Origin of the sequence: Clostridioides sp. ZZV14-6153 (assembly GCF_020657855.1) — a bacterium.
GTDB lineage: Bacteria > Bacillota > Clostridia > Peptostreptococcales > Peptostreptococcaceae > Clostridioides.
The window spans coordinates 391,325-417,369 of record NZ_JAGWCZ010000001.1 but is presented as its reverse complement, the minus strand read 5'-3'; the positions used below and the strand labels follow the sequence as shown (position 1 = coordinate 417,369).

Sequence of the window (26,045 nt, the reverse complement as noted above, 5' to 3'; positions counted from 1 at the left end):
GAATAAAAAAGAGGCTCTTGCCTCTTTTTAATAAACACTAATTGATTTCATCAAATCTTCAAATTCATCAAAGCAGAGAGATTGAATCCCATCTGATAGAGCATTTTCTGGGTCTGGATGAACTTCTATCATTATTCCATCTGCTCCACATGCAAGTGATGCCATTGACATAGGTTTTACTAAATATCTAACTCCAGTAGCATGACTTGGGTCTACTACAACAGGAAGTCCCGTTTCTTTTTGAATAATCGGTACAGCAGCTAGGTCTAATGTATTTCTAGTATAATCATTGTATGTTCTTATACCTCTCTCACACATTATAATATTACTATTTCCTTCTATTGCTATATATTCTGCTGCACCTATCCATTCAGTAATTGTTGATGCGATTCCTCTTTTTAACATAACAGGCTTATTCTGTTTTCCGACTTCACTTAAAAGAGTAAAGTTTTGCATATTTCTTGAGCCAATTTGAATTATATCACTGACACTATATAATTCATCCATATCTCTTATGTCCATAAGTTCTGTAATAACAGCTATACCAACCTCTTCTTTAGCTGCTTTTAATATTTCAAGACCTTCTTTTTTTAATCCTTGAAATGAGTTTGGTGATGTTCTTGGCTTATATGCTCCTCCTCTTAAAATATTTGCACCATGACTTTTTACAAATTTAGCAGTCTTTAAAAGTTGCTCATAACTTTCTATTGCACATGGTCCAGCTATTACAAGTTTATCTTCTTTTACAGTTATTTTTTTATTATTTGTATTTATCACTATCTTTGAATTATCATTAAATAGGTTTTTTCTCATAACCTACAAGCTCCTTTACTTCTTCTATTTCTTTAGCAGATAGGAGGTTTAAATATTCTTTTATTGATTTTTTATTTATTAAAAGTTCCTCATTCAAATCCATAAGTGGTATCAAAACAAAAGCTCTATCTTGAATCCTTGGATGTGGTATTAGTAATCTTTCATCAGTTAAAACTACATCATTAAAAAATAGTATATCTACATCGATAGTTCTTGGACCCCAATGTACTATTCTCTCTCTATGCAATTCTTCCTCTATTTTTTGACAATATTCTAACAACTCATAAGGTTCAAACTCTGTTTCTATCTCTACACACATATTAAGAAAATCTGCTTGTTCTGTATATCCCCATGGCTTTGTTTCATATAATTTTGATTCTTTTACTTCATATATAGAATCACTATCTCTCAAAAGTTCACATGCTTTTGATAAATTATCAAATCTATTGCCCATATTAGTCCCTATTCCCAAATAAGCCTTATTCATCTCTTGTTCTCCTTATCTCAACACCAAAGTAGTCATAAATTCCATTTACAGGAGCTTCTGGCTTTCTAACTCTAACCATAACTCCATTTACAAGGTTAAATTTATTTAGGACTTCTTCAGCAATATTCTCTGCCAAAGCCTCCAAAAGATTAAATTGTTTATTTTCTGTAATATCCTTAACAACACTATAAACTTCAGCATAGTTTACAGATTTATTTATATCATCACTAAGTCCTGCTTCTCTTGAATCAACATAAAGTTCCATGTCGACAAAAAATTTCTGACCTAGAAAATTTTCTTCTTTAAGCACACCATGATATCCATAGAATCCTAGATTACTAAGTAATATTTTATCCATCATACTACACCTACTTTCTATATATTGCATCAGTCATTTTAGCTGCCATTAAATTTTCATAAACATCATGCACTCTAACTATATCTACACCATCTCTTATTCCAAGTACAGTAGTAGCTATTGTGCCTTCCAATCTCTTTTTAGGTTCAACTGGAAGTACTTTTCCTATTACTGATTTTCGAGATGTACCAAGTAAAATAGGATAGTCTAATTCTTTTAATTCTTTTAATCTTCTTAATACTTCTATATTTTGCTCAAATGTCTTCCCAAACCCTATCCCTGGATCAAGAACTATTTTTTCTTTTTTTACTCCACAGCCTATTGCCATTTTTATGCTCTCTTTAAAGAAGTCTTTTATTGACTCCATTATATCTTTGTCATAGTTTGTCCCATCTTGATTATGCATTATACATACTTCTGCATCATATTTTCCCACTACAGAAGCCATATTCTTATCTTTTCTAAGACCCCAAACATCATTTACCATAGTGACACCTAATTTTAGGGCTTCTTCTGCAACATCTGCCTTGTAAGTATCTATTGATATTGGTATATCTAATTCTTTTTTAAGTTTTTTTATCACAGGGATTACTCTTCTTAGTTCTTCCTCCGAATCCACATAGATATGACCTGGACGTGTAGATTCACCACCTAAGTCAATTATATCAGCACCTTGTTCAACCATTTCTTTTGCATGTTTTATTGCTATGTCTAAATTACTAAAGTCTCCTCCATCTGAAAAACTATCTGGAGTTACATTTAATATACCCATTATATAAGTTCTTTTACCATAATCAAACACAGTTAATGACACTCCCTTAAATTAAAATTTATATCTTATCAAGCGATTATTATCTACAATAATTCACTACTTCATAGTAATTAAACTCATAGCTTCAGCTCTTGATGCAATATCTTTTTCAAATATACCTCTAACCGCTGATGTAACAGTTTTTGAACCAGGTTTTTTTACACCTCTCATTGTCATACACATATGTTCAGCTTCTACTACTACTAAAACACCATATGGCTGCAACTCTTCCATTATTATGTCTGCCGCATTTTTAGTAATTCTTTCTTGTAGTTGAGGTCTTTTTGCTAATGTATCTATTACTCTAGCAAGCTTAGAAAGCCCTGTAAGTCTTCCACCTTTTGGTAAATAAGCGATATGTGCCTTTCCAAAAAAAGGAACTAAATGATGCTCACAGCATGAATAAAATGGAATATCTTTTACTAATACTAATTCTTCATGCTTTTCATCTGCAAAAAGAACTTTTAAGTGGTCTCTTGGTTCTTCACTAAGACCAGAGAATATCTCTTCATACATTCTAGCAACTCTATTTGGAGTCTCTATTAGACCTTCTCTATCTGGGTCTTCACCAATTGCTTCTAATATTTCTCTTACTGCATGTTGTATTTTTTCTTTATCTACTTTATTCATTTAAACTCCCCCCATTGACTCGTGACTAGAAGATTAATTTTATAATCTTTTTTATCTCAATTTCTTTAAAAATATAATTATAAACATCTAAAAGTTTTTGATAGTCATAATTTTCACTTACCTTTGATACTAGGTTAAAAAGTTCATTATTTTCTTTTTTCAAAACTTTTAGCAATTTTTTATCTTTTGGTACCCATTTATCATTTATATTAAAGTACCCAATTATTATATCTTTTAAATATAAATTCGTCAAAAAATGATATTCAAAAACATCAAATTTTTCTTTATTTTTCAACTTTGATATCTTTGTTCCAATATCTTGTTTCAAAAAAGACTTTTCTTCTAAAGATAATTTACTAGGACCCTTTAAGTAAATATCTCTACTTATATCTTTTATGGTATCGGATATATTCTCCATATCAAATAGAACCTTAGCATCTTTCATCTCTTTCACAAAGAAGTACTCTCTATCTGATAATAATTTTTTTACACCATCTTTTGAAAAATAATTTATATCAAATTCTATTCCCTTTTGTTCAAACAGTACTCGCTCTTGTTTTTCCCCTTCTTTTACAAAAACAAATACATCAATATCATTAATTTCTAAATCATAAAAACTAAAATCTACATCTTTACTAGAACCCACTAGAAATACTGCTAACGTATTTGGATTGTCTATTATTTTTTTTATATTTTCACTATATACTTTATAAGTATGACTTACCATCTCTTATCTCCAATAAATTGTTAATATTTTAATTTATTACAAACGCTCTATTATTTTATTAAAAATAACATTTTCTTTGTTAAATTCTGTCTTGTCAATTTCTGTAACTTTCATTGCTCCCATAAGACTATTTGTGACAAAAACAAAATCAAAACTACTAATTTCTGATATATTAATTTCATTTTCCACCAACTCTATATGTAATTCGTCACAAATCTTTATAATCCTTTTTTTTATTGTTCCATTTAAAATTGGTAATTTACTACTTGGTGTATATACTTTACTTCCTCCTATAAAGAATATATTGCTCATAGAACACTCTAAAATGACACCATCTGAATTTATAAATATCCCATCATTGTATCCATTCTTATTTGCAATATTTTTAGTATAAATATTTTCAAAATAATTAGTAGTCTTATGTCTATAGATTAGGCTATCACCCCTGACTATAGGCGATATAGTCAATTTCAAACCTTTATTATATGCTTCTTTATTGTATGGAATTTCTCTAATAGATATATTGTAACCTTCATCAAAAACGGTAATCCTAAGTGCTTTATTAATAATATTTTCTTTTTCTATGTATTTAACAATTTCATCTATTAGGAATCGCTTTTCATAATTTATATTCAAATCCAAACATGTTATCGAATTAAGCATCCTATCTATATGTGTATTTAAATCTATAGCTATACCATCTTTAACTTTAATAGTCTCAAATAACCCAATTCCAAATTTACTCAAGCTACTATTAAAGCTTAAATTATTCTTCATAATATCCCCTCAAGGCTTTCATTATAGATTTTGCTTTATCTAGTGTTTCTTGGTATTCTTCATCTGGGTCAGAATCCCAAGTCATACCTCCTCCAACTTGAAAATATACTTTTTTATCTTTTTTTATTATAGTTCTAATTGCTATATTAAAATCCATATCACCATTAAAACCTATATACCCAATTGAACCAGTATATACATTTCTCTGTGTTGGTTCCAGTTCATCTATAATTTCCATTGCTCTAATTTTAGGTGCTCCTGTTATAGAACCACCTGGAAAAGTTGCTTTTATTATATCAGTAGCATCCTTATCATCTTTTAGTTCCCCTACAACTGTTGAAACCAGATGGTTTACATTTGCATAAGGTTCAATTACAAACAACTCTGGAACTTTGACACTTCCAGTTTTAGATATTCTACCAATATCATTTCTTTCTAAATCCACTATCATAAGTAGCTCTGCTCTATCTTTTTCACTATTTTTAAGCTCCTCTTGAAGCTTTAAATCTTCTTCCTTATTTTTACCTCTTGGTCGAGTGCCTTTTATTGGTCTTGCCTCTATTTTTTTATCAATACATCTTATAAATCTCTCTGGAGAATTTGATAAGATATGTGCTTCTTCAAAATTTAAAAATGCTCCAAATGGTGCTGGACTAAATCTTCTTAAATCTCGATATAACTCAAAACTTGTCAGTTCTGTTTCCCCACTAAACCTTTGTGTCAAGTTAGCTTGATATATGTCACCTTGTTTTATGTACTCTCTAACATTTTCAACTGCATTTTTAAATTCTTCCTTTGTAAAATTAGATTTAAGTTGAATAGGTTTTACATCTTTTTCCTGATAACATATACTATCTATTCCTTTTTTCTCTTCTCTTAATATTTTTTCTTCTATATCAGCTATTATTTTTTCTTCTACTTTTATATCTATATCTGGAGTAGCTATGTAAGTTTTTTCCTTTAAATGGTCTATTACTATAACATGGTTATAAAATCCAAAATACATATCAGGTATCTCAATATCATCTATAGCAGTTCTAGGTAATTTTTCTATATAATTTCCCAAATCATAAGACAAATATCCTACAGCTCCACCTATAAATGGCAAATTAGTTTTATTTATAACTTTATATTTATCTAATTCTTTTTTCAAATTTTCTAATGGATTTTCATCAGTATTTTTATATCTTAATACTTTAAATGGCTGGCTACTTATAAAAGAATATCTTCCTAATTTTTCTTTGTCCATAGCACTATCTAATATAAAACTATCATTTTCATTTCTAAAAATAGTAAATATCTCAAAAGAATTTAATTTAGTTTTTATTTCTCTTATCATCTTATATATCCATCCTTTCCCTAGCTTCTTTTATAAAGTTTTTCAGCATTTCATGACCATACTCTGATAAAATAGCTTCTGGATGAAATTGTACTCCTTCTATTAAATACTTCTTATGTCTAATTCCCATTACTTCACCTATATTTGTTGTTGCAGTAACTTCAAGTTCTTCTGGAACTGTATCAGAATCAATTATAAGCGAATGATACCTAGTAACATTTAAAGGATTTTTAAGACCACTAAAAACTCCCTTATTAATATGGTTTATACTATATACTTTTCCATGAACAGGCTGTTGTGCTTTTATTATATTACCCCCAAAAACATGTCCAATAGTTTGGTGCCCTAAACAAATTCCTAGTATAGGCTTCTTACCTTTAAAATATTCAACAATATCTATACAAATCCCAGCTTCTTTTGGAGAACATGGACCTGGAGATAACACAATTACCTCTGGATTTAGTTCTTCAATACCTCTTAATGTTATTTCGTTGTTTCTTTTTACTATAACTGTTTCCCCCAATTCTTCTATATATTGTACTAAGTTATATACAAAAGAATCATAATTGTCTATCATGAGAATCATACTATAAATCTCCCCCCCAAAAAAAATTATTTCATTAATTCAGAAACTGTAACAAACTTAAAGCCTTTTTCTATCATCTTTGGAATAAACATGTCCAAAGCTTTAACTGTATCATTAGTTGCATAGTCATGTAAAAGTATTATATCTCCATTTTGTACTTTATTAATTATTTTATCTGCGATACTATTAGCTCCAGGATTTTTCCAATCCTTCACATCTACTCCTGTCCATAAAACTACTTTATAATCATGCTTTTTTGCAATTTCTAATAAATCCTTTTCTCTGTAACTCCCAAATGGTGGTCTAAATAATGTAGGTTTCTTTCCAGTAACTTTCTTTAAAATTTCTTCACACTTAACAATCTCTTCTTCAATTTGACTAGAAGTTAAATTGCTTATATCAGGATGATTAAAAGTATGATTTCCTATTTCATGCCCTTCTTTACTTGCTCTTACCAATGGTTCTTTATACCACTGTGCATGTTTTCCAGCTATAAAAAAAGTAGCCTTTACGTTATACTTCTTTAACACATCTAAGACTTGACTAGTTTCTTTAGGATGAGGTCCATCATCAAAGGTAATTGCTATTAGTTTCTTTTCCCTTGAACCATGTTTAATTAAAATATTTTCATTTGTGTCCGTCATTAAAGCAGAAACCTTACTAAAATTGGCTATTAGTATTATTCCACAAAACAAGACTACTGCTATTAAGCACTTAAATATTGTCTTTTTTTTCCCTGGTGTCATTTTTAAACTTCCTTTCAAATATTTTAGTTATTTATAAAAATTTTGAGTGTAATACGTTTTATAACTTCCTCCAAATATTACTCCAACTCCAATATTATTATAATTCCCCAAAATATTTTTTCTATGTCCTTCTGAATTCATCCAAGCTTCATGTGCATATATTGCATTAATCTGTCCTGCTGCTATGTTTTCTCCTGCTGAGGTATATATTATTCCTTCTCTTTTCATTCTATCAAATGGAGTTTCATCTTTTTTGTTTATATGGTCAAAAAAATTATTATCTCTCATATCTTCACTGTGTTTTCTTGAACTTAAAGTAGCTTGTTCACTATATCTTAGTGAATTCAATCCTCTTTGATTTCTAACACTGTTTACAAGGTCTATAATTTCAAATTCAAAACATTTTTTAAGCTCTTCTTTATCGGTTGGATATAATTCTTTGAACTCATCTTCTGTAGTTTTATCAATTATTAAATATGAACAAACTCTATTTTTTTCATGAATATCATAGAAAATTGTAATATATTTACCTCCCTTACTTATTATATCATATTGATTTTCTGAATTTATTATATATCTAGTATTTCCTTTTTTCTTATATTTTAATGGCGTAATCTTGTTTCTCACTGTCTGTCTATCTTGATTTATTTTTATATCTTGATTTTCACATGAGTCCATAGAGTTGCTGTAAAGTGCAACTACCTCATCACTTTCAATACCAACCATTGCAAAATCTTTTCCATATTGGTTGTATACATACCAGTCAAATCCATATTCACTAGTATCAATTCTGCCAGGCTTTCCAATATTAGCTAAAACTTGAGTTAAGTTTTCTCCTAAATTTAGTTTTTCAAAATTTTTTATATTAGTCTCGTTTAAATTATTCTCTCCATTATCATCTGGTTGTGAGTTTTGATTTTTCTCATCTTCCTTTTTCTTTGAATTATCACCTAAGTTTATTTTATCTAAAAACTCACTCCATATTTCGCTTTGAAAAAATTCTTCTTTCAAATCATCTACTTCTCTCAATAATTCAGGACTATAAAATAAAACAATAAGTATTACTAATACTAAAGCAATTAATTTTTTCAATATATTCCTCCTTTAAAAAACTTCACTAAAAATTTCTAATATATACATTATCATGTATTAATACTGATAATATATACTGATTAAATCCTATTAACATCTGTTTATATTTTTTTTATTTAATAAGTATTATAAAAAAGCTTTACCTATTAATAGATAAAGCTACAATCTTAATGAAAATATTTCATCTAAAGTTCTGTCAAAGATAGATGGCTTATCAAATTTCCAAGTTCCTTCATAAACTAATTCATTATTTAGATAAAAAGTACCTTGGCCATGCTTTTTACCATGCATAAATTCTCCTACATATTTCTTTCCTTTTGCCCATATGTAAGTTCCTTTTCCATGAATCAAATTATTTTTCCATTCTCCTTCATAAAGTATTTCTCCTTCACTATTATAACAAATACCATATCCCTCCATCTTTCCACCTTTAAATTCTCCTGCATATATACATCCATCATTCCATTTATAGATGCCTTTTCCATCTTTTTTGCCATTCTTCCAAGTTCCAATATATTCATCTTTACTGTTATAGAGCATATTCCCAATGCCATTCATCATGTCTTCCTCAAAATAACCTATATACTCATTACCGTTTGAAAATACAAAATTTCCTTTTCCATTTTTTTTATCTTGTTTAAACTCTCCTATGTACTCCATATCAGTTCCTTCATCCACAAAAAAAGTATATGAACCTTGACCTTCCATCTTTCCTTCTAAAAACTTTCCTACATATACATCTCCATTAGAAAATTTATATATTTTATTTTTTGGCTTTTTTGTGTCTACATCATCTATATCTCGAATTGTTTTTCCTTCTAATTCCAAGACTTCACTTTCTGATGCAAAATCACCTTTTTTTAAAACACGTTTTTTCATATTTTTTATGCTTCTAATCTCTTTGTTTACTTCATTTATATATTTTAAATAATTATCATACAAATCAACATATTCTTTAGATAAATTCATAATGCCATTCCTCCAACGTTATTCATAGATATTTTATTAAATCTATTAAATTTATTATATCCTAATATTGGTCATGTTTTCTACACATTGAGTAATTTTTTCAATTTTAATTTTAAAATAATCTCTTTGAAAGTGATACACAAATAGTAAATAAGCCATAGTTTATTATATTTTAAAATAAATGAAGCTGAGGACTATAATATATAAATTTACATATTACAAACCCTCAGCTTATATTTTTATAGTTTATAAGTCTTTTGCTTTAAATCCTCTTCCTTTTACCTCTGTAACATCATTTACAGATATAAATGCTTTTTTATCATATTTTAAAGCTATATCCTTTATCTTTGGTATCTCATTTGATGAAACTATTGTATATATAATCTTCTTTTTTTGATGAGTGTATGCACCCTCTGCATCCAAGAAAGTTACACCTCTAACTAAACTTCTCATTATGTCTTCTGCTATTAAATCGACTTGAGTTGACATTACCATAACAGATTTTTGATAATTCATTGCATCTTTAATAAAATTCATTGAATATGCATTTAGAAATAATCCTATGAGAGTATATAATGCTAAATCTAAACCAAATAAAAAACTTCCTGTAAGTACTATTAAACCATTGATTGCTAAAGCAGTATCTTTCATTTCTATATTTTTCTTAATTTTCAGTATTGCAGCTATGATGTCTGTACCACCTTGAGAAGACCTAGTTCTAAATACAATACCAACTCCTAAACCAGATAATACACCTCCATACACACTTTGAAGTAATATATCATTGATAGGTATGATATTACTTACTTCCTGAGTTGCACCTAATAATAATGAAAATACAATCATATTGAATAAACTTGAAATACAAAATTCCTTTTCTAGGTATATAAAACCTAAAATAAATATTGGAATATTGATTAAAAATGTTAATAGACCCACATTGATATTTGTCAAATAGTTTATAGATGTTGCTATACCTGTAGCACCTCCACTTAATAGATGTGCTGGTCTTAAGAACCCATTTATTCCTATAGATGTCATCAACATCCCCAGTAGCATTGTTAAATATCTTAAAGCTGGATGTTTCTGTAGGGTATTCTTAACTTCACTCATTTCTTTCTCCCTTCAATTCTTCTAAATCCTTAGAATTTTAAAAACTTACTTATATATATATTATTACTGATGTAATAGATAATATTTCAAGCAAATTTTTTCATAGAATTTCTTGAACTGTCATCTATTACATCATCTATTATAGTATCTTTTTTATATATGTCTAGTGTATTTTTTTATATTCCAAAATTTCAAAGTACTTAAATTCTCTCATTTATGCTTCAAATTAAAATTCTTCTAGCACAATATGATACTATATATTATGTAACTTGCAATATAGTAAATTTATAGTATTTTTTCTTAAATATTTATTTTTATAGTATTTTAGTAAACTTAACCATATAATGCTTTATTCATAATTAATTTTTAAATGAAATTTTTGTTTTTATAATTTCAGCACATGATTTTTTTATTTCATTATTTGCATTTTTTTAATTTAGTTTTTATTTTAAAATTTTTTTATTTTATTTTTGTTTTAAGAATTCAAGATACCTATTGTTATTTTATATTTTTATATAAAATTCATTATAATCGGGATTAATATTACTGTAATTGTACCAGAAACCCCAATAGAAACTCCACTCATCGCTCCTTCCACTTCTCCAAGTTCAAAAGCTTTAGTTGTTCCCAAAGCATGTGCCGATGTCCCAAGTGCAATTCCTTTAGCAATTGGATGATTTATATTTCCAAGTTTAAATACGGTAGAAGCAACCATCCCCCCAAAGATACCTGTAAAAATTATAGCTACTACTGTTATTGACTCTACACCATTTAAAGAATTTGCTAAAGATATTCCCATTGGTGTTGTTATAGATTTTGGAATAAGTGAATTTATTATACTTACATCTGAATTAGCTATTTTACCAATTATTAATACAGATACAAAGGAAATTATTATACCACAACCTATTCCTATAACAATCTCAAGCATATGCTTTTTAAATAATTCAAACTGTTTATAAAGTGGAACTGCAAGCACTACTGTAACAGGTCCTAAAAAGAAATTTATGCTATCTGCTCCTATCTTGTAGTTTTCATAAGGAATTTTTGTTATGCTTAGAAATAATATGATTCCTACAATAGCAATTAACATAGGGTTGCATATAGGATTATTTGTTTTTCTCTGAATGTATCTCCCTAAATTAAAAAACACGATTGTTACTATTATGCCAAATACTGGCGTTTGTAATACATTATACATTCTTTTGCCCTTCTTCCTTCTTTTTTATCATTTTTTCCACTATAATTCCAGTGGTATACATTACCACTAGTGTACTTAGACATATAACTAGCAAAAGTACTAATACATTTTCTTTTATTAGGTCTAATGATTTTATAAGTGATACTCCTGCTGGTATAAAAAATACAGCCATATTATCAAGGAAAAATCTACTTATATTTTCTATACTGCTTAAATCCAACACTTTAAATTGTAGCAATAGGAATAATAATAGCATGCCAACTATACTCCCAGGAATAAGTATAGCACCTTGTATAAATGAGCTTATATACTCTCCTATTACCCATATACATAAAATTATTACTAATTGATTGAAAACTTTCATTTTCCACCTCCAAAAACTAAAGAGATTGTTTCAAACCATATATTTGTAGTTTTATCAACAAGCAAATATCTTTCTTCAAACAGAAAGTTATGATTTAATACAATCTCTCTTTAAATTTATTTTTATTTTAATTTAATAAAATACATACTTGGTTGTTTCAAAAAACTTAATTATATAAATCTATTTTTTGCTTAAAATTTCTTTTATTTTTGAATTGTTATACATACTATCTGGAACTTCACTTCTTAAACTATAAAAAGTTTTTTTTGCATTTTCTAAATCTCCATTATCATAATAAAGCATGCCTAACTCATAGTATGAATCATCATAGTATTGGTCATTTTTAGTATAAGTATTTATATACTTCTTATAATACTTTATGGCTTCATCCTTATTTCCCAATGCTTTATTTGTTATTGCTAATTGATATATTGATTCAGAAATATATTTTTTAGTTTTCCCTGAGGAAACTATACTTTTGAAACTATCTATCGCTTTTTCATATTCTTTATTTTTCTTTAAATCCAAAGCCTCATAGTATAAATCTTCCTCATTAGCTACAGTTATTTCTTTTTCTGGTTCTTTATTTTTAGCTTCATCTAACTCTTTATTTGTTTTTTCTAATTCTTTATTTGTTTCACCCAGTTTTTTATCAGTTTCAGTTAACTTCTCATCTTTCTTACCTATTTGATTATTCAAGGTTTCTATTCTCTTTTTACTTTGAATAAAATATACACCCATTGCAATTACAATACAAGCAAGTACAATATATGGTAAGCTATTTTTCTTCTTTTTAACTCGTTTTTCTTCTTCTTTTTTACTTGTATCTTCTTGTTTTTCTTCTTCTTTTTCAAATACTGGATTATCTTTATCTATCTCTTTGAGTCTGTCCAAATATCCTTCTCTCTTTTTTACATTACCTAGTTTATCATACAATAAAGATAAGATTACATATGGTTCTATTAGTTGTGGTTCTTCCTCTACTATATTCTCCAAAATATGTATTGACTCATAATTCATTTCTTCATTTATAAACCTTATAGAATGATTGTATCTGCCTAAAAATGTTTTGAAATCTTCAGATGAAATTAAATTAACATATTTTCTTGATATATGATTATTTTCATAACATAGAGCAGTATAAAAACTCTCAAATGCTTTAGCAAAGTCACATTTTAATAACTTTAGAAGCCCTCTAAGATTTAATATATCAATATCTTTAGGATTTATTTCTAAAGCTTTATTTACCATATTAATAGCACTAGTTATATAGTCTTTATATGCTAAATCCAATGCATTATTGTATCTCTTATATGATTCTAATTTTAACTCCTTTGATGTTGTGTCTGACTTTGACTTCAAAGCTCCTTGTAAATTTAAAAGAGTCTCTTCTTTATAATTGGTAGTCACATAACTTTGCTTTAATGCTTTTAGTGTCTCATCACCATCTTCTTCTTCTATGTTAAAAAAAGTCAAATCGCTTTTATTTTCTTCTATCAAAGATATATCTAAAATTTTTCTAGGCATGTTTTCTATATCTTGTTTTATATCTTTCACTAAAATAATACTCACCTCCACTTCAAAATATATATTTAAGATAACATATTTAATATGTCAAGTCAAAACTATACATTTTTTACCATTATTCTCATAATAAAAAAGGTAACCCCATTCTTTTTATGAAAAGGTTACCTTTTTTACAATATTACTAACTTTTAATGTTGAACTTTTTTACTTTCCTATAAAGTGTAGCTATGCCTATATTCAATGCTTCTGCTACTTTTTTCATTCCTTCTGTATTACTTCCATATTTTTTGATAGCATTTTCTATAGCTTCTCTTTCAAGGTCATCCATAGTCTTAACCTCTTGTTTGTATAGTTCATCCAATTTAAAAGATATTAAATCAGACATACTCCTTACAAAAGCAGTTAACTCCTTATCTTTTGAAAGTATCTTTTCTTTTTGCTCTTCATTGAATGCAGCTATACCCAAGATTCCAAGTATATGTTCTCCCATTTTAACAGGAGTACATATATCCGCTAACTCTTTACAGTTTTCTCTATTTGCACATTTATTGCAGTTCTCTTCTATTTCCTTATTTATAACATAGGATTTTCCATCTTTTAAAACAAGAGAATACACAGATTTCTCTGATATTGTTTCTCCTATTTTACCTCTGAATATTCCTGTTCCTGCTATCCTAGTTAAATCTTTTGTAACTAAAGTAACATCTACATCTAACACATTAGAAATATTCTCGCAAATACTTTGAACGTAATTAGTTATATTATTTAAATTCAAAGTAATCCCTCCTATTTAGATTTATATTTTTTAATACTCTACATAAATCCTATTCTTGAGAACTTTAAGCTTGTGGTTGTGGTTGTGTCTCACTAGGTTTATTATCAGTTGGTGGTGTTTCTGGTTTTGGTTTATTATCTGTATTTTGGTTATTTGTATTTTGATTATCTTTATTTTCATCTGTCTTTGGCTTTTCTTCTGGTTTTGGTTCCATAGTTCCAACTAATATAATACCTTCCTTCTTAGGATAATATGAATTAGCTATTTTTTCAGTTTTAATTTTCTTGCCATTTGCATCATTAAATGTTCTATATGTTGATACAGAGTATGCATTTCTTCCACTCTTATCTACTTTTTCTTTTCCTTTAGGCATTGAAGAATCATTGACCCTCTTCATTGTAGTTTGTGAGACACCATCTAATTTTGTTGATATTGTTATATTCTGTTTATCCTCTGCACTTCCATATATATTGCAAACAAGTTGATTTCCTGAAACGTAATTTTTTATGTAAATTGGATGCTTAAGATTGTTTTTAAATAGGAAATCTATTCCACTGTCTGCAACAGTAGCATCTCTTCCTTTTGGAACATAACTTGATGGTATCGTATGATTTTTTACATTAGTAATTTCTAAGCCTGCATATAAAACAGAATTATATAGTGTCGATGAAACTTGGCAAACTCCTCCACCATAATCATCTTCCATTTCTCCCTCTACTATAACAGGAGCACTTTTATATCCATTTGCTTTGCTTCTTTTTCCTGTATGTTCATTAAACGAAAAAGTTTCTCCTGGCATAAGTAAAATGTTACTTATACTATCTGTTGCTAATTTTATATTTATACTTCTATTTACTTGAGAAGTTTTAAATGTTGTTGCATATTTACCTAAATTTGTGTCTATATTAGCAAGTTGCTCTTTTTTTATTTTTGCTGAAGTAGCTTTTACTACTAACTTATTTGTATACTTTCCTTTTTTAACCTGACTATCAAAACTATTCATACTCTTAGAAATATCCATTTTAAGTCCATCAGAATCTGGTACAACCTTTACCTTTTCACTACTTATATCAATCGTTGCATCTTTTACCTCTACATCTATTTCTTTAGCTATCTTTTCCATTTCTGCTTTTAATTTATTTTTATCATAATTTGTTACTACTACTAAATCACTCTTTTTACCAAAATTTGCTGAAATAGTTTTTGATAAGTTGCTAAAGAAACCATTCTTTCTATTTAGATTATATGCATTTTCTACAGTTTTATCCAAATCAGCAGATAAATTTAAGTCTTGACTTTTAACTTTCCAATTTCTATTGTTGTAGTTAAATTCAACATTATCTAAATTGTATTTTTTAGCTAACTCCTGCTTAGCCTGCGATTTAGTTAATCCTCCAACACTTATGCCATTAACATATGTGTTTTTTGCTATTTTCTCCCCTTTGAACTGCATGCACATTATACCTACAAATATTACTAATAATAATGCTACAGCTCCAATAGCTATAACTAGCTTTTTGTTCACATTAATCATCCCTTACTTCTCCTTACAATAAAATTATTTATATACACCTACTATTATATTACTACATAATATGCCTTAAAAAACCAAAAACTTTTTAATTATATAATAATTTAACATTATTGATATAAATAACTAATATTCACTTAATCCTTTTTCTGATATGGAATATATTTTTTCATTGTATATGTTGATAGCATAAACTTCTTTTCCTCTAAATAATCCTTTGTTTACTACAGCATAATAATAAATATTTTTTTGTTTTCCAAATAATTCTTCTAAACTTTTTTTACTTTTCACATATTTATCAGCTTTTTCTATATCCAATATATCAACCTTTTTATATTTATTTTCTTTCTCATCAAGGGTATTAGTCAACACAAATTTAGCTTTATCTTTAGTAATACCAAATTGATAACTTCCATCTTCTAATATTCTAAAATATCCTTCTCCATAATCTACCTTATAATCTTTTTTACCATCTTTATATGAATATAAATCTTTAGTTTTTGCACTTATTAAAACTTCATTTATTAATTTATCGTACTCATATACCTCAGCATAATAGTATTTATCGTTTTTTACCATTTGTGGAAGTGAGTTTATAGATAGATTTGCCTTTTCTTTCCCACTTTTTTTAGAGATTATATTTATAATGTCATCAGATGTTAAAGTATACAATGATAAATTCTTTTTATACTTCTTCTCTAAACTTTGTACCTTTTCATCGTCTGAATAGTCTTCTTTTAGATAGTCTATATACTGTAATGCCTTCTCATAATCACCAGAAGTGTTTGCTTCTTCTGCTTTACTTATATAGTAATCATACATTTCTTCAACACATTGTTTTTTAGCGTTTTGAGCTAGATTGTAATATTTTTCGTCTTCTTTTAATACTTTATTATATTTTTCAATAGCATCATAATACTTATATACTTTTTGGTCTTTTATTGCAGAGTCATAAACATCTCTAGATTCTTTAATTGTTTCTACATTTTGCTTGTATACATCTAGGTTACCACCTATACCATTTAAAATTGAAATAGTATTTATGTAAGCAATTGCCACATTGTAAGTAATATTTTCTTCTTTATACATTTCTCCAACTCTATCAGCTTGAGTTATTAAATCATCTACATTTATATTTATTTTATCTAATGATTTTACTGTATTTATTAGTCCAATAAAACTTTCTTGACTTATATCTCCATCTAAATATTTGTCACCACTATTTAATAATAATTTATTTATTTTTTTAGAAACGGATTTATTAAATCTTTCCATTTTTGAATCAGAAAACTTTTTATCTACACTTGCATAGTAATCCACAGCAATAGAGTATTGTCTTTTCTCTACAATTTTTAACAGCTCATTTGCTTCATTTCCTACACTAAATTCATTACTACTTAAGAAAAATACTATGATTAAAACAAGTATGCCTAATGCTGATAATGAAACTGCTACTATAGATTTTCTTTTTTCATCAATAAAATCTACAGTTTTTTCAAATAAATCTCTAAAATTCATTATAGTTCCCTCTCTATTTAGCAATATTTATATTTATGATAAACTAAATTTCTTATTGGTTATTATATCATAATTCCTGAAAAAAAATAAAAACACAAGTTAAATCGTGTTTTTATTTTACCTACCAATCATTATTTTATACATAAATATTTCCTTTACATAAATTATGATATCTTTCTTTTTATATCCCTAGAATGACTTTTTTGTTTTTTATTAGCACTGACATTTTTCATTCTTGTTGTATGTATAGTTTTGTTAGCAAATATTTTTCTAGCATTGCATAAAACAACTCCTGTAGTCAAGCATACTGTAAGCACACTCGCCATTAAAAAGTAATAATCCAATCCTACATGTACTCCCATAACTGAATTTATTAATACTAATGCAAAAGTCATTGCAAAACATATCATCATGGAGATAACTAAAATTCTTAGAATTTTTTTCAATTCAATCACCTCGTATAATCACTAATATTGACACTACCCCTTATCCATTACTATACCAAATTAGTAAAAAAATAGCAATTATTATTGTCATTTATATTACGAAAATATTAAATATTTTTAATAAATATCTTTTTTTGACATTAGTATTCCTTCATTTTAATAAAATAGTAACACTAATCTGTGCTAATTAATAGAATGAAATAAATGATAATTTATTGAGGGGTGATTTACATGCCAAATTTGCCAAGTTTAGGATCCAAGGCGCCTGATTTTAAAGCCAATACAACAGATGGCCCTATTAGACTATCTGATTACAAAGGTAATTGGGTTGTTTTATTTTCACATCCTGGTGATTTTACACCAGTTTGTACTACTGAATTTTTATGCTTTGCTAAATATTATGATGAATTTAAGAAAAGAAATACAGAATTAATCGGCCTAAGTGTTGATAGCAATAGCTCTCATTTAGCTTGGATGTACAATATGTTTTTACTTACAGGTGTAGAAATCCCATTCCCTATCATAGAAGATAGAGATATGAGAATTGCCAAATTATATGGCATGATATCAAAACCAATGAGTGATACATCTACCATCCGTTCTGTCTTTATTATAGATAATAATCAAATATTAAGAACTATTCTTTATTATCCATTGACTACAGGCAGAAATATACCAGAAATACTTAGAATAGTAGATGCTCTTCAAACTAGTGATAGAGATAATGTAGTTACTCCTGCAAACTGGTTCCCTGGAATGCCTGTTATTTTGCCATATCCTAAAAACTATAAAGAGTTAAAAAATAGAGTAAATAGTTGTAATAAAAAGTATTCATGTATGGATTGGTATCTATGCTTTGTGCCAGATAATTACACAGATGAAGAATATACTAAAAATATTGATGATACTTACAATTGTAAAAAAGAACATACTAAAAATATTGAAAATGATTACGAACAAGAAAATGTTAAGTGTATAAACAAATCTCATGACCACAAACAAGAATACAATAAGGATGTTAAAGATAGTTGTGATTGCGAACAAAAACATACTAAAAATACTAACAAAATTCATAACTCCAAACAGAATAAACTTAAAGATAAATCCTGCGATGAAATAAAATACAAATATGATAAATGTAGTAAAGAGGATAATAGCTATGATAAATGCGATAAAGAAGATAGTAGCTATGAGGATTTCTATAAACAAAATTACAAAAATTATGATTATACAAGTGAAAAAAATTCTAAAAAAATAGCTATGAAAACATTAAAAGACTCAAAAAAGTTAGTTAGACCACAAATAAATGACCCATATAATCCAATAGTTGAAAATATAAATTGTCCAGATATAAATCCGATTGTAATGGAATATGTTCTTGGTAATCCAACTAATGTAGATGCACAGCTATTAGATGCAGTTATTTTCGCATTTGCTGAAATAGACCAATATGGTAATTTATTTATTCCTTATCCTAGATTCTTAAACCAATTACTTGCGCTTAAAGCTGAAAAACCTAGCTTAAAAGTAATTGTAGCCATTGGCGGTTGGGGAGCTGAGGGATTCTCTGATGCAGCTTTGACTCCTACATCTAGATATAACTTTGCAAGACAAGTCAATCAAATGATAAATGAATATGCTTTAGATGGAGTAGATATAGACTGGGAATATCCTGGAAGTGGTGCAGCTGGTATAAAATCAAGACCTCAAGATAGAGAAAATTTCACACTTTTACTAACAGCTATAAGAGATGTTATAGGAGATGAAAAATGGCTTAGTGTAGCTGGAACAGGAGATATGGGATATATAAACTCAAGTGCTGAAATAGATAAAATAGCTCCAATAATAGATTATTTTAATCTTATGAGTTATGATTTCACAGCAGGTGAAACAGGACCAAATGGTAGAAAACATCAAGCAAACCTTTTTGATTCAGACTTATCCTTACCAGGATATAGTGTTGATGCAATGGTCAGAAACCTTGAAAATGCTGGAATGCCTTCTGAAAAAATCCTTCTTGGTCTACCATTTTATGGAAGATTAGGTGCTACTATAACAAGAACTTACGATGAACTTAGAAAAGATTATATAAATAAAAATGGATATGAATATAGATTTGATAGAGTTGCTCAGGTTCCATATTTAGTTAAAGATGGAGAATTTGCAATGTCATATGATGATTCATTATCCATATTCCTAAAAACTCAATATGTGCTTAGAAACTGTTTAGGTGGTGTATTCTCTTGGACATCAACTTATGACCAGGCAAATATATTAGCTAGAACTATGTCTATTGGTATAAATGACCCTGAATTGTTAAAAGAAGAACTTGAAGGTCTTTATGGCCAATTCTAATTAGACATAATATAAAATTTTATAATTTTGCCATATAAAAAAGCAGATTGCATTATATTAAATGAGCTTTACTTAATTGATAATAATATCAATTATTTTGAAATCAGAAACTTATCTTATTATAATACAATCCTGCTTTTTTTGTTATAAGTCAATAATTTTTTAACGGTATGCTAATTTCTAATTATATACCAATAGCTTTTTTAGCTAGCTTATCAGCTTCTTCATTGTATTTATTTCCAGAATGAGCTTTAACTTTCATAAATTTGACATTTAACTTAGTTTTGATACTATCATAAAAGTTTTTATATGCTATAGTTCCTTCTTTGTTTGTTTTCCAAACTCCAGTACACCACTTTTCAATACCTTCATAATCAAAATATAAAATCAGGTTTTGAATATTATTATCAATGCAGTACTGCATTGCAATTTTAGAAGCTTCTATCTCACCAGCCACATTTCTCATACCTACTAGAATTTGCTCATTTCCCTTTTTACTATAAGTTTTTATGACTTCATTACTCTTTAGAATTACAACACCTGAACCATACATCTTTATTGAATGCTCATAACTACCATCAACATATGCCTCTATAAATTCTTCATCTTCTTTAAATATTGTTTTTGTTGCTCCATAAACATATTCTTTTGCTTCCTGTAATGTAGCAAAACTCTTGTATTCAGCTCCTGAAAATCCATTTACTTGTTTTTTACACTCATCCCATGTATCATATATTCCAATTTTTTTGCCCTTTTTCACAGCATAAAACTTTTGTTTTGCCAAATATATCACTCCCACCATTAGTTTTTATGTTTTTCTCTCATAAATACATCTAGATTTATCAAATAATTTTTATCGAAATATTTTACTTTCATATCTTTATTTTCAATATCTATATGATATACCTCTCCTTTTACAGCTCTTTGCCTTATATTTTCATTGATATCTTTTTTTATAGTATTTTTATCAACGTCATCATTATCTATTTTAGTATTGACCTGTAATGCTTTTATAGTATCAAATATAACAGATTTTAGTATTAGACTTCTAGATTTATTTAAGTGTTGTTTTGCATAAGTATAGAAGTCGTTACTATTCATCTTTAAAATTTTACAACCATGCAAATCTTGCTCTAGCCTTTTTAATGTGCTTATATTAGTGCCAGCATCAAAAATCACAAAACATCCATAATCATATTTACTTCTTAAAAGTCTTCCCATAGCTTGCTTTACTTTTATAGTCATCTGCGGATAATTTATACTATAATAATCTACATTATACTTCTTCATTATAGTATAATACAAAGGGTCTTTAGGGTTTAAATTAGGAAGTTTGTCCAAAGTTACACATACCAAACCATCGCCTGGAATATCAACTCCTTCAAAACAGCCTTTTGAACCAAGTACTACACACTTTCTATTTAAATCATTAAGATATCTAACGCCTTTTTTATTAGCATAAATTTCTAAATTTAAACCATGCAAATATTTTTTTAATATCTCATAAGTTTTTTCTTGTCTATTTTTACTATTAAACAGAGCTAATGTATGCCCTTCTGTAATGCGTGATATATTCGATATAATTTTACTTATTTCATTTGGAAATTCAGTATTTTTATACTCACAAATATCAGAAAATGCGACTACAGAAACCATATTCTTATAATCAAAAATTGGTTCTATAATTTTTTCTATATTCTTAACCCTATCTATTCCCAATGTATTTTTAAAATAAGACATGTTTTCAGATAAACTTAAGGTTGCTGATAAAAATATTCCTTTCTCTAACTGCGATAAAATATTTTCTTCAAACAAATCTGCTATTTTTAATGGAACTACTCTAAATTCAAAATCATTATAATTCTTTTCAATTTCAACTATTCTTGCATAGTCGTCATTCTCATCATACTCCAAGAAAATTTCAAAAACAATTTTTATATCCTCTAAATCTCTTGTCTTTGCTTTTCCAAACTTATATATATCTGCTTCTTTATCTATACTATCATCATCAATATTCCTATAAATTACAATTATTATTGAAACTAAATTTTTTATTATTTTTTCACAACTTAGTTTTATCTTTTCACTATATAATCTATAGCTAACTTCAGCATCTATATCATCTTTTTTTATTTTTCCTGCTACTTCATCTATTTGTAAATTTAATTCCCATCTTAGGTTATAATTGCTTACATTATTATATTCGCTACAGTTACCAAATGATAATATTGAATCTATTTCTTCAATAATAAGATTTATACTCCTAGCAATCTTTTGTTTATCTTTTCTTTCAATTTTTAATATATGATAGAATTTATCAAAAGCCTTTATTTTCTTCATGTTTCTATTAGTTTTTTTATAAATAAAACTACTCTCTTGTATAAATTCATAAGGATAAATTTCTTGCAATAAGTATCTTAAAGACTTTGAATTTATGATACTTGAAAAAAAATCATATCCTTTTTCAGTTAAATTGTGAGCCTCATCTACTATTATGTTTTCTAAAGGCTTTTCATCTTTATATGGCCATTTAGCCAGTAAAGAGTGGTTTATTACTGTTATATGTTCATCTTTTAACTCTTCTGTCCTATTTTTATATAGACAATCTTTTTTACATTTTTTAGGTTTACACATGTTTGGGTCACAACTTATATTTCTTAAGTGAGTATTTATTTCCTTGAAGTTATCCAACACCCAATAGTTTATTTCTTCTATATCTCCATATTTGCCACCTTCAACTAATCTTTCTAAAAATATTAAAGATAAGATTTCTTCTTTAGTAGGTTCTTGAGACTCATAATCTACTATATATGCTTCTAATCTGTCTATACATATATAGTTGTTTTTTCCCTTTATATATCCATAACCTACTTTACCATTTAACCCTAAAGAATTTAACACATTTGGAATATCTTTATTTATCAATTGTATCTGCAATTCTTTTGTATCGGTAGAAATTAGTAATCTTTTTTTATTAATTCTGGCTTCTAATATAGCTGGCAATAAGTATCCAACACTTTTTCCTATCCCTGTTGGTGCCTCTATGCACGCAATTTTTTCGTCATCTTCATTATTTCTAAACAATTCTCGTATTGCCTTAGTAAGCTCATACTGACCTGGTCTATATTCATATGTAAATCCTTCTTTACTTTCCCAGATATGCTTATATTTTAATAATTCTTCATATTTCTTTTCTTGCTCACGTAAAATTTTTAAAGTTTCTTTTTCCTTTACATTTTCTCCTTTTGGATTAAACTCTTCATGTTCTTTTATAATACTTACATCATGAAATAAATCATAGTTTGCTTCTTCTAAGAATTTACTCCATTCCCATTTTCCAAGATTAAACTTATTTAGATAGGAATTTATTTTAAAACTTAATGGCTCTAGACTAGCTTTCTCATGATTATTAAATCTTATTAAAAGAGAATTTACAATATTTATAGTATCAATAGCATCTGATAAAGCTCTATTCTTGGTCTCAGATTTATCGCTAGTTAAAATACTTTTTAAATACCCCAAACTATAATCCTTATGATATGGCTCTAAAATAACTGCTAACTCAATTGAATCAATCAATTTATTTTTTAGCTTTGGCATATAGTACTCAAAAAACTTTCTTTTAAAACTTAAATCATGACATATAATCAGACTATCTCCTACAAAATTTCTTAACTCCTCTTCTACCATTTCTAGATTAAAAGCGTCTTCTAAATCAATTTTCTTAAGATTATCACATAGAGAGAATACTTCTATAGGCACTTCAGCTTTATTTTTTATTAACGATTGATATGTCTCAGCTTTCCAATCTTCAATTTTAACAGCTCCAACTTCTAAAATTTCTGAATTTAAATAGTCTATTCCACTAACTTCTATATCTAAAAAAACAACATCATTTAATATACTTATTATATTATCCATTTTTATATCCCTTCAAGTTAAACCAATTTAACTTCTACACAATAATTGCTCCTTATATTTTATCATTTATATGTATTTTGTTTAAGATAATTAATATTATTTTATATATCTTAAAAAAACTTCTTTAATTTATTATTTGTATATATGAATATTTTTAACTATAAATATTCAAACTATATTGTAAGAAAGATTTACTTGAAATTTTAAATAAGAGGTGACATTGTGAAAAAAGATAGCCTAAAAAAATACATTATGATAGGGGCATTTGCTCTAATACTTTTTGGAATTGCTAGTATGAACTTTAAATCACTAGATAAAACAAAAACTCAAATTTCTAGTCCAACACTTGATACACATGAATACGATTGGTATTTTAACCCTAGAGAGGATGGTAAACAACCCTCCCCTATAAAAGAAGCCAATTTTTTTAAGAAATATGACTCATATTATGTAGGAAACCCTAATGAAAAAGTTATATACTTATCATTTGATGCTGGATATGAAAGTGGGAACACTCCAAAGTTACTAGATACACTAAAAAAACACAATGCAAAGGCACAGTTTTTCGTAGTTGAAAGTTATATAAAAAGTAATCCAGATTTAATAAAACGTATGGAAAAAGAAGGTCATTTGGTTTGTAATCATTCAAAAAGTCATCCATCAATGGCTGGAATTACAGATTTTGAAAAATTCAAAGAAGAAATTGTAAGTGTAGAAAAAGCATATAAAGATGTTACTGGAAAAGAAATGCCTAAATATTTTAGACCACCAATGGGTAAATTTAGTGAACAATCTCTAAAATACACACAAGACTTGGGTTATAAATCTATATTTTGGAGTTTTGCTTATGTAGATTGGTATGAAAAGAAACAACCTACTCATGAGTTTGCTAAAAACAAAATTTACTCTAGAACACATCCTGGTGCAATAGTTCTATTACATCCAAATTCTTCAACTAATACTGAGATATTGGATGAAGTACTTACACATTGGGAAAAAGAAGGTTACAAGCTTAAAACGCTTGACTATTTAAGCAGTAAAAAATAACATTTTAATTAAAATAAAACTCCCTCATGAATTATAGTAAAAATAAATCTATTTATAAATACTTTAATTCTTGATGGAGTTTTGTGTTTTTAGAATTATTTAAAAAGTATTGTCCATTCATTTGTCTCTTCATATCCTATACTATGATATATTTTTCCTGCTATTTCATTATTATAAAAAAGACATGGTATTTTCCCTTCTGACAATAGTTCTTTACTTAAATTGTACACCATATAACTAGCAAGCCCTTTTTTTCTATGCTCTTTGTCTGTACTTACAGAAACTATCATTGCCAAAAAACTAGTTTCCATACCAGTTGATACAGTACTAATCATAATATTATTATCTTTTATGAAATATCCTCTTACATTACCTTCTTTTAAGTATTCTTTTCTTGCTTCTATGTATTTTGGACTTACCTTATATCCTGATTCATTTAAAAGTTTTCCTACTTCATCAATGTCTTTTTCATATGCCTTTTCTATCCTATATTCATTCATAGTAGAAAAATCCAACTCTTTTATTTTCTTTAATATACAAAATTTATTATCCAATTTTTCATAAAAATCTTTGTATATACTCACTAGTCTATCTATTACACACTTTTTTCCACTTATACTTTCTATATCTAATCCTTTTATATGGCTTTCCATTTCTTCTACATCAAAATTATTTTCTAAACTATAGATTATAAATGTTGATTTATTTTTTAATATTATAGAAGTTATACTTCCTTCTTTTGTCTGAGACCACACTTCTTGAGAATCAGAACTAAATCCATAGTTTTCAACATATCCAATTATAAATAAGTTTAAACTTTCTTCATGTGATACATATTGCCAGAATTTTTTTTCTAAAGTATTATCTATTTTTACAATCAAGTGTACATCCTCCTTTTGTGTTAATAATGAT

Annotated in this window: 25 protein-coding genes; 2 read left to right on the top strand and 23 right to left on the bottom strand. The window is 27.5% G+C overall.

The genetic code is table 11. The annotated features are described in order from the left end of the window. Positions 1-27 precede the first annotated feature (27 nt). The 20 genes from aroF to KGF46_RS01845 form a co-directional block, all read right to left on the bottom strand. On the bottom strand, positions 28-813 hold the full coding sequence (gene aroF, locus KGF46_RS01940; RefSeq protein WP_227861766.1) for a 3-deoxy-7-phosphoheptulonate synthase: 786 nt from the start codon (positions 811-813) through the stop codon (positions 28-30). Beyond that, on the bottom strand, positions 794-1,300 hold the full coding sequence (gene folK / locus KGF46_RS01935; protein ID WP_227827314.1) for a 2-amino-4-hydroxy-6-hydroxymethyldihydropteridine diphosphokinase: 507 nt from the start codon (positions 1,298-1,300) through the stop codon (positions 794-796). The genes aroF and folK overlap by 20 nt, the downstream gene beginning before the upstream one ends. Continuing rightward, a complete protein-coding gene (gene folB, locus KGF46_RS01930) occupies positions 1,293-1,658 on the bottom strand; it encodes a dihydroneopterin aldolase (RefSeq protein WP_227432804.1) in 366 nt (121 codons plus the stop codon). The genes folK and folB overlap by 8 nt, the downstream gene beginning before the upstream one ends. A 10-nt stretch (positions 1,659-1,668) precedes the next feature. Continuing rightward, the gene (gene folP / locus KGF46_RS01925; RefSeq protein ID WP_227827313.1) at positions 1,669-2,460 is read right to left on the bottom strand and encodes a dihydropteroate synthase; all 792 of its coding nucleotides are present in this window, start codon (positions 2,458-2,460) and stop codon (positions 1,669-1,671) included. Positions 2,461-2,526: 66 nt separating this feature from the next. After that, positions 2,527-3,099 carry a GTP cyclohydrolase I FolE gene (gene folE, locus KGF46_RS01920; protein ID WP_003429416.1) on the bottom strand — a complete coding sequence of 191 codons (573 nt, stop codon included), beginning with the start codon at positions 3,097-3,099 and terminating at the stop codon, positions 2,527-2,529. A 25-nt stretch (positions 3,100-3,124) separates the two neighbouring features. Further along, the gene (locus tag KGF46_RS01915) at positions 3,125-3,826 is read right to left on the bottom strand and encodes a hypothetical protein (RefSeq protein ID WP_227861765.1); all 702 of its coding nucleotides are present in this window, start codon (positions 3,824-3,826) and stop codon (positions 3,125-3,127) included. Positions 3,827-3,862: 36 nt separating this feature from the next. Next, a complete protein-coding gene (locus tag KGF46_RS01910; protein ID WP_227841928.1) occupies positions 3,863-4,603 on the bottom strand; it encodes an aminotransferase class IV in 741 nt (246 codons plus the stop codon). Beyond that, on the bottom strand, positions 4,593-5,942 hold the full coding sequence (pabB, locus tag KGF46_RS01905) for an aminodeoxychorismate synthase component I (protein ID WP_227827310.1): 1,350 nt from the start codon (positions 5,940-5,942) through the stop codon (positions 4,593-4,595). The genes KGF46_RS01910 and pabB overlap by 11 nt, the downstream gene beginning before the upstream one ends. Position 5,943: 1 nt before the next feature. Next, positions 5,944-6,528, bottom strand: a complete 585-nt coding sequence (locus KGF46_RS01900) for an anthranilate synthase component II (protein WP_227827309.1) — start codon at positions 6,526-6,528, stop codon at positions 5,944-5,946. A 26-nt stretch (positions 6,529-6,554) separates the two neighbouring features. Further along, positions 6,555-7,274: a polysaccharide deacetylase family protein gene (locus KGF46_RS01895; RefSeq protein WP_227827308.1), complete on the bottom strand. Its 720-nt coding sequence runs from the start codon at positions 7,272-7,274 to the stop codon at positions 6,555-6,557. Positions 7,275-7,301: 27 nt separating this feature from the next. After that, a complete protein-coding gene (locus tag KGF46_RS01890; RefSeq protein ID WP_227827307.1) occupies positions 7,302-8,366 on the bottom strand; it encodes a CAP domain-containing protein in 1,065 nt (354 codons plus the stop codon). 159 nt (positions 8,367-8,525) lie between these two features. Beyond that, positions 8,526-9,335, bottom strand: coding sequence for an MORN repeat-containing protein (locus tag KGF46_RS01885; protein ID WP_227827306.1), 810 nt, complete (start codon positions 9,333-9,335; stop codon positions 8,526-8,528). A 246-nt stretch (positions 9,336-9,581) separates the two neighbouring features. Then, positions 9,582-10,448 carry a YitT family protein gene (locus KGF46_RS01880; protein WP_227827305.1) on the bottom strand — a complete coding sequence of 289 codons (867 nt, stop codon included), beginning with the start codon at positions 10,446-10,448 and terminating at the stop codon, positions 9,582-9,584. A gap of 511 nt (positions 10,449-10,959) precedes the next feature. Further along, the gene (locus tag KGF46_RS01875; RefSeq protein WP_227827304.1) at positions 10,960-11,649 is read right to left on the bottom strand and encodes an LrgB family protein; all 690 of its coding nucleotides are present in this window, start codon (positions 11,647-11,649) and stop codon (positions 10,960-10,962) included. After that, complete coding sequence (locus KGF46_RS01870; protein ID WP_227861434.1) at positions 11,642-12,013, bottom strand: CidA/LrgA family protein; 372 nt, start codon at positions 12,011-12,013, stop codon at positions 11,642-11,644. Before KGF46_RS01870 ends, KGF46_RS01875 begins: the two co-directional genes overlap by 8 nt. 180 nt (positions 12,014-12,193) lie before the next feature. Then, positions 12,194-13,540: a tetratricopeptide repeat protein gene (locus KGF46_RS01865; protein WP_255614687.1), complete on the bottom strand. Its 1,347-nt coding sequence runs from the start codon at positions 13,538-13,540 to the stop codon at positions 12,194-12,196. A 181-nt stretch (positions 13,541-13,721) separates the two neighbouring features. Further along, on the bottom strand, positions 13,722-14,315 hold the full coding sequence (locus tag KGF46_RS01860; protein ID WP_227432784.1) for a GAF domain-containing protein: 594 nt from the start codon (positions 14,313-14,315) through the stop codon (positions 13,722-13,724). Positions 14,316-14,379: 64 nt separating this feature from the next. Next, positions 14,380-15,849, bottom strand: a complete 1,470-nt coding sequence (locus KGF46_RS01855) for a VanW family protein (RefSeq protein WP_227827301.1) — start codon at positions 15,847-15,849, stop codon at positions 14,380-14,382. 123 nt (positions 15,850-15,972) lie between these two features. Further along, positions 15,973-17,364, bottom strand: coding sequence for a UbiD family decarboxylase (locus KGF46_RS01850; RefSeq protein WP_227827300.1), 1,392 nt, complete (start codon positions 17,362-17,364; stop codon positions 15,973-15,975). A 164-nt stretch (positions 17,365-17,528) separates the two neighbouring features. Then, positions 17,529-17,777, bottom strand: coding sequence for a hypothetical protein (locus KGF46_RS01845; protein WP_255612780.1), 249 nt, complete (start codon positions 17,775-17,777; stop codon positions 17,529-17,531). 264 nt (positions 17,778-18,041) lie between these two features. On the opposite strand from KGF46_RS01845, the gene KGF46_RS01840 reads away from it, so the two are divergent. Next, positions 18,042-20,165 (top strand): peroxiredoxin, encoded by a 2,124-nt coding sequence (locus tag KGF46_RS01840; RefSeq protein WP_227827298.1) that lies wholly within the window; start codon positions 18,042-18,044, stop codon positions 20,163-20,165. 184 nt (positions 20,166-20,349) lie between these two features. Here the strand turns inward: KGF46_RS01840 and KGF46_RS01835 are convergent, their stop codons facing one another. Continuing rightward, positions 20,350-20,949, bottom strand: coding sequence for a ribonuclease H family protein (locus tag KGF46_RS01835; RefSeq protein WP_227827297.1), 600 nt, complete (start codon positions 20,947-20,949; stop codon positions 20,350-20,352). A gap of 17 nt (positions 20,950-20,966) precedes the next feature. Continuing rightward, positions 20,967-24,086: a helicase C-terminal domain-containing protein gene (locus tag KGF46_RS01830; RefSeq protein ID WP_227827296.1), complete on the bottom strand. Its 3,120-nt coding sequence runs from the start codon at positions 24,084-24,086 to the stop codon at positions 20,967-20,969. A 222-nt stretch (positions 24,087-24,308) separates the two neighbouring features. Here KGF46_RS01830 and pdaA point away from each other — a divergent pair, with 222 nt between their 5' ends. Then, positions 24,309-25,133 carry a delta-lactam-biosynthetic de-N-acetylase gene (gene pdaA / locus KGF46_RS01825; protein WP_227827295.1) on the top strand — a complete coding sequence of 275 codons (825 nt, stop codon included), beginning with the start codon at positions 24,309-24,311 and terminating at the stop codon, positions 25,131-25,133. A 95-nt stretch (positions 25,134-25,228) separates the two neighbouring features. Here the strand turns inward: pdaA and KGF46_RS01820 are convergent, their stop codons facing one another. Further along, the gene (locus KGF46_RS01820; RefSeq protein ID WP_227827294.1) at positions 25,229-26,014 is read right to left on the bottom strand and encodes a GNAT family N-acetyltransferase; all 786 of its coding nucleotides are present in this window, start codon (positions 26,012-26,014) and stop codon (positions 25,229-25,231) included. Between the last annotated feature and the right edge of the window lie 31 nt (positions 26,015-26,045).